This window comes from Martelella sp. UBA3392, from assembly GCF_002358775.1.
GTDB classification, from domain to species: Bacteria; Pseudomonadota; Alphaproteobacteria; order Rhizobiales; family Rhizobiaceae; genus Martelella; species Martelella mediterranea.
Genome location: NZ_DEPM01000160.1, coordinates 1 through 7171, shown reverse-complemented (window position 1 = coordinate 7171; position 7171 = coordinate 1). Strand labels below are relative to the sequence as shown.

At 62.9% G+C, this 7171-nt stretch carries 6 protein-coding genes; 1 reads left to right on the top strand and 5 read right to left on the bottom strand.

All coding sequences use genetic code 11. From position 1 onward, the window contains the following. On the top strand, positions 1 to 1084 hold a 1084-nt coding region (locus B4E36_RS12220), incomplete at its 5' end, for a S1 RNA-binding domain-containing protein (protein ID WP_345900400.1). Between the two features lie 78 nt (positions 1085 to 1162). Here the strand turns inward: B4E36_RS12220 and B4E36_RS12215 are convergent. The 5 genes from B4E36_RS12215 to B4E36_RS12195 all read right to left on the bottom strand — a co-directional run. Then, the gene (locus tag B4E36_RS12215) at positions 1163 to 1846 is read right to left on the bottom strand and encodes a YoaK family protein (protein ID WP_292054441.1); all 684 of its coding nucleotides are present in this window, start codon (positions 1844 to 1846) and stop codon (positions 1163 to 1165) included. Positions 1847 to 2197: 351 nt separating this feature from the next. Continuing rightward, a complete protein-coding gene (locus B4E36_RS12210) occupies positions 2198 to 2422 on the bottom strand; it encodes a formate dehydrogenase subunit delta (RefSeq protein WP_292054443.1) in 225 nt (74 codons plus the stop codon). 44 nt (positions 2423 to 2466) lie between these two features. Continuing rightward, positions 2467 to 5340, bottom strand: coding sequence for a formate dehydrogenase subunit alpha (gene fdhF / locus B4E36_RS12205; protein WP_292054444.1), 2874 nt, complete (start codon positions 5338 to 5340; stop codon positions 2467 to 2469). A gap of 4 nt (positions 5341 to 5344) precedes the next feature. Next, a complete protein-coding gene (locus B4E36_RS12200) occupies positions 5345 to 6916 on the bottom strand; it encodes a formate dehydrogenase beta subunit (RefSeq protein ID WP_292054446.1) in 1572 nt (523 codons plus the stop codon). Then, the coding region (locus B4E36_RS12195; RefSeq protein WP_345900399.1) for an NAD(P)H-dependent oxidoreductase subunit E at positions 6913 to 7171 on the bottom strand (259 nt) is incomplete at its 5' end. The genes B4E36_RS12195 and B4E36_RS12200, both read right to left, overlap by 4 nt.

Here is a 7171-nt window from a genome sequence, read left to right as displayed (position 1 = left end):
CATCACCGATTACGGCGCGTTCGTGGATCTCGGCGGCATCGATGGCCTGCTGCACGTCACCGACATGGCATGGCGTCGCGTCAACCACCCGACCGAGCTTCTGACCATCGGTCAGCAGGTCAAGGTTCAGATCATCCGCATCAACCAGGAAACGCATCGCATTTCGCTGGGCATGAAGCAGCTTGAAGCTGACCCGTGGGATGGCATTTCGGCGAAGTATCCGGAAGGCAAGAAGATTTCCGGTACGGTTACGAACATCACCGATTACGGCGCGTTCGTCGAGCTGGAGCCGGGCATCGAAGGCCTGATCCACATCTCGGAAATGTCCTGGACCAAGAAGAACGTACACCCCGGCAAGATCCTTTCGACCACGCAGGACGTCGATGTCGTCGTTCTCGAAGTCGATCCGGCCAAGCGCCGCATCTCGCTCGGTCTCAAGCAGACGCTCGAGAATCCGTGGGAAGCCTTCTCCTTCTCCAACCCGCCCGGCACCGAAGTCGAGGGCGAGATCAAGAACAAGACCGAATTCGGCCTGTTCATCGGTCTCGAAGGCGATGTCGACGGCATGGTCCACCTTTCCGATCTCGACTGGAACCGTCCGGGCGAGCAGGTCATCGAGGAATACAACAAGGGCGATATCGTCAAGGCTGTCGTTCTCGATGTGGACATCGAAAAGGAACGCATCTCGCTCGGTATCAAGCAGCTTGGCAAGGATGCGCTGACGGAAGCGGCCGCTTCCGGCGATCTGCGCAAGGGCGCCGTGGTTTCCTGCGAAGTCATCGGCACCAATGACGGCGGCGTCGAGGTGAAGCTCGTCAACCACGACGACATCACCGCCTTTATCCGCCGTTCGGATCTGGCCCGCGACCGCGACGATCAGCGCCCCGAGCGTTTCTCGGTCGGCCAGGTGTTCGACGCCCGCGTCACCAACTTCTCCAAGCGCGACCGCAAGGTCATGCTGTCGATCAAGGCGCTGGAAATCGCCGAGGAGAAGGAAGCCGTGGCACAGTTCGGTTCGTCCGACAGTGGCGCTTCGCTCGGCGACATCCTGGGCGCGGCTCTCAAAAACCGCGACGACCAGTAAGCTTCGCTTGCATTACGCATAGGAAAACCGCCGGGTGGCAACGCCCGGCGGTTTTTTTGTTTGCTCTGATGGCGGTCTTCAGGTCGCCGGGTTCTCGGCCCTGTCCTCCAGTCGGAAGGCATAAAACGCCAGCAGAATGATGATCGGCGGCACGAGAAAGCAGAGCCGGCCGAACAGGCGGTAGGCAAGGGCGGCGAGCGCGCAGCCGAGCGCGAACAGGAACAGCGCCGGTATCAGCCGCTTCAGCCGGCGTTTCAGCGGTTCCTTGTCGATCGCGCCGCCGAAGAGGAGATCTGTCACGTCCAGCATGATCTGCGTCGTCGTCCCAGTCATCAGCGTGGACGGCGGAAGGTCGGGGAGGTGGACCCGGTGCACCGCGTTCTGGATCGCCATCGCGACCACAAGGGTCATGCCGGTGATGATTTCGCCGGCGCTGTTTGCGGCGGTCGGCAGCAGGAACACCAGCACGGCCGCCGCTGAAAACAGGGCGAACTGAAGCTTCAGGAGCACGGGAACCACCGGGCGCTCATGCCTGCCAAGCCAGCGCGCGAAATACCGCGCCGCCATCACAGAAACGCAGAAGACCGGCAGCGCGAGCGCCTTTGCCAGCAGGCCGCCGGTTCCGGTCGCAATCGCCGCACCCAACGTCACGAAGTTGCCGGTGACATGGGCGGTGAAAAGCCCGTGGAGCGCCACGAAGCCCATCGTATCGACATAGCCGCCATTGAGGCTGAGGGCCGAGGCAAGCAGGGAACGCGACATACACCATCTCCACCCGGACCATGACCCGTTCGATATGCGCCGGTCCGCCACGGACGCAGAGGCAGCGGCGAGGATCGCGCATGCGATCAAGCCATACACGCCGCGTGAACGCAGTGAGAGTATCGGGGAAGCGTAAATACATGGTTATGCCGACGAACACCGGCACACCGCGATCGCCGGTTGGGCAAAACCGCCGCTTATCCGTCTGGAAAACCAGTACGATAAAGAGATCGACAGGACCACGGTCGCCTCTGCCCGCTCAGAGTCGACAGTCGCCCGGCGGATCACATCAGCTCATGGTCTCTCCGATGACATGCGTTCCGCGCAAACGTCTTGAATGCGGCGACGCGCTCAGCCCCGCTTCGCCACCGGACGAATGCGGTCGCCGGCCTCGATCACCAGCGGATCGAAGCCGCTGCCGGGCTGTGCCAGCATCTCGAAAAGCTGGGCGCGCATGCGCGGCTCCCAGAATTTGCTGATGTGGTCGGCCACGCCGGCCACCGCCTCGTCATGCGGGCGGGTGCGGAAAAAGGCTGCGATCTGGTTTGCCATGTGTGTGAGCTTTTCAGGGGCCATTTGCTTTGTCCTTAGCCAGAGGGGGATGTCGGCGAGCGACGGATTTACTCCGCCGCCTCGACCCGCCGGGCCTTTCTTGAAAAGCTTTCATATTCCTCCTGCCAATCCGTCGGGCCGTTGGAGGGCGAGACCTGAACCGCCGTCACCTTGTATTCCGGGCAATTCGTCGCCCAGTCGGAGAAATCCGTGGTGATGACATTGGCCTGCGTGGCCGGGTGGTGGAAGGTGGTATAGACGACGCCCGGCGACATCCGGTCGGTAATCTTCGCCCTCAGGCTGGTTTCGCCGGAACGGCTCTGCAGCTTCACCCAGTCGCCGTCCTTCACGCCGCGCAGTTCCGCATCGTGCGGATGGATTTCGAGAACGTCCTCCTCGTGCCAGACGACATTGTTCGTCCGCCTTGTCTGCGCGCCCACATTGTACTGGCTGAGAATACGCCCGGTGGTCAGAAGCAGCGGGAAGCGCGGCCCGGTCTTCTCGTCGGTCGCAATGTAATCGGTGCGGATGAACCGCCCCTTGCCACGCACGAAGCCATCGATATGCATGATCGGCGTGCCGTTCGGCGTCTCGTCATTGCAGGGCCACTGAACCGAACCCTTTTCGTCGAGCAGTTCATAGGTGACATTGGCAAAGCTCGGCGTGGTCGCGGCGATCTCCGCCATGATTTCGGCGGGATGGGTATAGGACCAGTTGCCGCCCATCGCATTGGCGAGAAGCTGCGTCACCTCCCAGTCGGCATAGCCGGCCTTTGGCGACATCACCTTGCGCACCCGGTTGATGCGCCGCTCGGCATTGGTGAAGGTGCCGTCCTTTTCCAGGAAGGTCGAGCCGGGCAGGAAGACATGCGCGTAATTCGCCGTTTCGTTCAGGAAGATGTCGTGGACGATGACGCATTCCATCGCGGCCAGACCGGCGGACACATGCTTGGTATCGGGGTCGGATTGCAGAATGTCCTCGCCCTGGCAGTAGAGCCCCTTGAACGTGCCGTCGACGGCGGCGTCCAGCATGTTGGGAATGCGCAGGCCTGGCTCGTCCGAGATCGGCACGCCCCAGGCCTTTTCGAAGATATCGCGGACATCCGCATTGTTGACGTGGCGATAGCCGGGCAGTTCGTGCGGGAAAGAGCCCATGTCGCAGGAGCCCTGCACATTATTCTGGCCGCGCAGCGGGTTCACGCCGACGCCGCGACGGCCGATATTGCCGGTCATCATGGCGAGATTGGCAAGGCCGATAACGGTGGTCGAGCCCTGCGAATGTTCGGTGACGCCGAGGCCGTAATAAATGGCCGCATTGCCGCCCTTCGCATAAAGCCGCGCGGCTTGGCGAACGGTTTCGGCCGGCACGCCGGTCAGTGTTTCCACGGTTTCCGGGCTGTTGGCGGGCTCGGCGGCAAAGGCGGCATAATCCTGGAACTCGTCCCAGTCGCAGCGTTCGCGGATAAAGGCCTCGTCGTAAAGCCCCTCGGTGACGATCACATGCGCAAGGGCGGTGACGATGGCCACATTGGTGCCCGGGCGCAGCGCCAGATGATGGCTTGCCGCGACATGCGGCGTCCTGACCAGATCGATGCGGCGCGGATCGATGACGATCAGCTTGGCGCCCTGCCGCAGCCGCTTTTTGAGCCGCGAGGCAAACACCGGGTGTCCGTCGGTCGGGTTGGCGCCGATGACGAGCGCGACATCGACCTCTTCGACGCTGTCGAAATCCTGCGTTCCCGCCGAGGTGCCGAAGGTCTGGCCGAGGCCATAGCCGGTCGGCGAATGGCAGACGCGGGCGCAGGTATCGGTATTGTTGTTGCCGAAGACCGCGCGGGCAAGCTTTTGCACCAGATAGGTCTCTTCATTGGTGCAGCGCGACGAGGTGATGACGCCGATGGAGTCCTGCCCGTAATCCGCCTGAAGACGGCGCAGCTTGGACGCGGCAAAGCCGAGCGCCTCCTCCCACGAGACCTCGCGCCAGGGGTCGGCGATGTTCTCGCGGATCATCGGTTTCAGGACGCGGTCCTTGTGGCTGGCATAGCCATAGGCGAAACGGCCCTTGACGCAGGAATGGCCGTGATTGGCTTTGCCATCCTTGTAGGGCACCATGCGCACCAGTTCCTCGCCGCGCATTTCCGCCTTGAACGAGCAACCGACGCCGCAATAGGCGCAGGTGGTGACGACCGAATGCTCCGGCTGGCCGATATCGATGATCGATTTTTCCTGCAGCGTCGCCGTCGGGCAGGCCTGAACGCATGCCCCGCAGGACACGCATTCGGAGCCCAGAAAATCATCGCCGAAACTGCCGGGCGAAACGCGGGATTCAAAACCGCGTCCCTCGATCGTCAGCGCGAATGTGCCCTGCACCTCCTCGCAGGCGCGCACGCAGCGCGAGCAGACGATGCATTTCGACGGGTCATAGGTGAAATAGGGGTTGCTTTCATCCTTCGGCAGGTAGCGGGCGTTCACCTCGCCAACGCCGTCGCGCGTCTTCACGTGGTTGCCGCCATCATAGCCGTAGCGCACATCGCGCAGGCCCACCGCGCCGGCCATATCCTGCAGCTCGCAATCGCCATTCGCAGCGCAGGTCAGGCAATCGAGCGGATGGTCGGAGATATAGAGCTCCATCACCCCGCGGCGCAGCGTCTTCAACTGGTCAGTCTGGGTCGAGACCACCATGCCATCGGCAACCGGCGTGGTGCAGGAGGCCGGCGTGCCGCGCCGCCCCTCGATTTCCACCAGACAGAGCCGGCAGGAGCCGAAGGCGTCGACCATATCGGTCGAGCACAGCTTGGGAATGGCGATCCCGGTTTCCATGGCCGCCCGCATCACCGAAGTGCCTTCCGGAACGGTGACATCAAAACCGTCGATCGTGAGCGTAACCGTCGCTTCTGATTTCGAAGCCGGTGTGCCGTAGTCGATTTCCTTGATCAGGGACATATCACTACTCCGCTGCTTCTGCCGGTTGGGGCCGTGATTGGGGACGCGGTCCGAAGTCTTCCGGGAAATGGGTGAGCGCGCTTGAAACGGGATATGGCGTGAAGCCGCCCAGCGCGCAGAGCGAGCCAAGCCGCATCGTGTTGCAGAGATCGTCCAGAAGCGTCTTTTGCTCGGCCAGTCCTGCGCCGGCGGCGATCTTGTCTATTACCTCCGCGCCGCGCACCGCGCCGATGCGACAGGGCGTGCATTTGCCGCAGCTTTCCACCGCGCAGAACTCGAAGGCAAACCGTGCCTGCTTCATCATGTCGGCGGTATCGTCGAAGACGACGATGCCGGCATGGCCGATCAGCCCGTTATTGGCGGTGAAGGCCTCATAGTCGAAGGGGATATCGAAATGGCTCGTCGGGAAGTAGGCGCCGAGCGGCCCGCCGACCTGCACCGCCTTCACCGGCCGTCCGCTGGCCGTGCCGCCGCCGATATCGTAGATCAGCTCATTGAGCGTGATGCCGAAGGCGGTCTCGAACAGCCCGCCATGCCTGATATTCCCGGCAAGCTGGATCGGCATGGTGCCGCGTGACTTGCCGATGCCGAAATCGCGATAGTACTCAGCGCCACGATCCAGGATCAGCGGAACGGAGGCCAGCGACAGCACATTGTTGACCACGGTCGGACAGCCGAACAGACCCTCGAGTGCCGGAAGCGGCGGCTTGGCGCGCACCACGCCGCGCTTGCCTTCGAGGCTGTTGAGCATGGAGGTCTCTTCGCCGCAGACATAGGCGCCTGCCCCAACGCGCATTTCCATATCGAAAGCATGCCCGGAGCCGAGCACCGAAGGCCCCAGAATGCCTTCCCGGCGCGCGATCTCGATCGCCTTCCGCATGGTTTGGATCGCATGCGGATATTCCGACCGGGTGTAGATATAGCCCTTGGTGGCACCCGTCGCGAGGCCGGCAATCGCCATGCCCTCGATCAGAACGAAGGGATCGCCCTCCATGATCATCCGGTCGGCAAAGGTGCCGCTGTCGCCCTCATCGGCATTGCAGACGATGTATTTCCAGGAGCCTTCCGCCTTGCGCACCGTGTCCCACTTGATGCCGGTGGGAAAGCCCGCGCCGCCGCGACCGCGCAGGCCGCTTTCGGTGACGGTCTTGACGATATCCGGGCTTTTCATGGCAATCGCGTTTTCCAGCCCGCGCAACCCCTTGTAATGGCGGTAGTCGGCGACGGATAGCGGGTCCGTCACGCCGCAGCGGGCAAAGGTCAGCCGCGTCTGCCGCTTCAGGAACGGCAGTTCCCGCGTCTCACCAAGGAAAAGCGGGTGCTCCGCGCCGTCCAGAAAACCGGCATCGAACAGACTTTCGACGTCGGCAGGCTTCACCGGGCCATAGGCAACGCGGCCATGGCCGGTGCGAATTTCGACCATCGGCTCCAGCCAGTGCAGGCCGCGCGAGCCATTGCGCACGATATCAGCCTCCAGTCCGCGCGCGCCAAGCGTTTCGGTAATCGTCGATACCACCCTGTCGGCGCCAACGGCGAGGGCAGCGGCATCACAGGGGATGAAAATGACAGGTTTCATTGTCCGGCCTCCGCAACAACGTCCCTGAGCGTCGCTTCATCCAGCCGGCCGTAAAGCGCGTCATCCAGCATCGCCGCCGGCGCGCAGGAACACAGGCCCAGGCAATAGACGGGTTCCAGCGTCAGCCTGCCATCGGCCGTCGTCTCGTGCCAGTCGAGGCCAAGGGCCGCGCGCAGGCCATCGGCCAGCGTCTCGCCGCCCATGGACTGGCAGGCTTCCGCGCGACAGATTTTCAACACGTGACGACCGGCCGGT